Origin of the sequence: Mesorhizobium sp. M4A.F.Ca.ET.050.02.1.1 (genome assembly GCF_003997725.1) — a bacterium.
In the GTDB taxonomy this organism is placed as follows: Bacteria; Pseudomonadota; Alphaproteobacteria; order Rhizobiales; family Rhizobiaceae; genus Mesorhizobium.
Genome location: NZ_RZSG01001226.1, coordinates 1 through 1102, shown reverse-complemented (window position 1 = coordinate 1102; position 1102 = coordinate 1). Strand labels below are relative to the sequence as shown.

Sequence of the window (1102 nt, the reverse complement as noted above, 5' to 3'; positions counted from 1 at the left end):
TCATCGGCTCGGGCGCCGGCGGCGGCACACTCGGCAACGAACTTGCCCAGAAAGGCATCGACGTCGTCATCCTCGAGGCGGGCGCCCGCCACGAATACGATGATTTCATCAACGACGAGTGGGATTCCTTTACCCAGCTTGCCTGGAAGGACAAGCGCACCACATCCGGCGACTGGCGGGTGGCGAAGGATTTTCCAAACCTGCCGGCCTGGATCGTCAAGTCGGTCGGTGGCTCGACCACGCATTGGGCGGGCGCCTCGCTGCGCTTCCAGGAGCATGAGTTCAAGGCACACTCGACCTATGGCAAGGTGGAAGGCGCCAGCTTGCTCGACTGGCCGATCACGCTGGCCGAGATGGAACCCTACTACACCAAGGCCGAAGCCAAGATGGGCGTCACCGGCACCAATGACTGGCCAAGACTGCCGGGCAACAACAACTTCAAGGTGCTGAAGGCCGGCGCCGACAAGCTCGGCTACAAGGAATGCCACACCGGCAACATGGCCATCAACTCGGTCCAGCGCGACGACCGCAACTCCTGCCAGCAGACAGGCTTCTGCTTCCAGGGCTGCAAATGGGGCGCCAAATGGTCGACGCTTTACACCGAGATCCCCAAGGGTGAGGCGACTGGCCATCTCGAGGTGCGGCCGAATTCGATGGCGATCAAGATCAACCACGACGCCAGCGGAAAGGTGACCGGGGTCGTCTATGCCGACAAGGACGGCAAGCTGCAGGAGCAGAAGGCGCGCATCGTCGCCGTCGCCGGCAACTCGATCGAGAGCCCGCGGCTGCTGCTCAACTCGCAATCGGCCAAGTTCCCGCACGGGCTCGCCAATTCCTCGGGGCAGGTGGGCAGGAACTATATGCGCCACACAACCGGCTCGGTCTACGCCATCTTCGACAAGCCGGTGCACATGTATCGCGGCACCACCATGGCCGGCATCATCCGCGACGAGGCGCGCCACGACCCTTCGCGCGGTTTCGTCGGTGGCTATGAGATGGAGACGCTGTCGCTCGGCCTGCCATTCATGGCGGCCTTCCTCAACCCGGGCGGCTGGGGCCGCTCCTTCACCACGGCGCTCGACCACTACGACCACATGGCGCT

1 protein-coding gene is annotated in these 1102 nt (G+C 63.6%); it reads left to right on the top strand.

What is annotated here, in order from left to right:
• Window positions 1–2 precede the first annotated feature (2 nt).
• Window positions 3–1102: GMC family oxidoreductase (locus EOA33_RS36505; protein ID WP_245482565.1), on the top strand; the 1100-nt coding region annotated here is incomplete at its 3' end.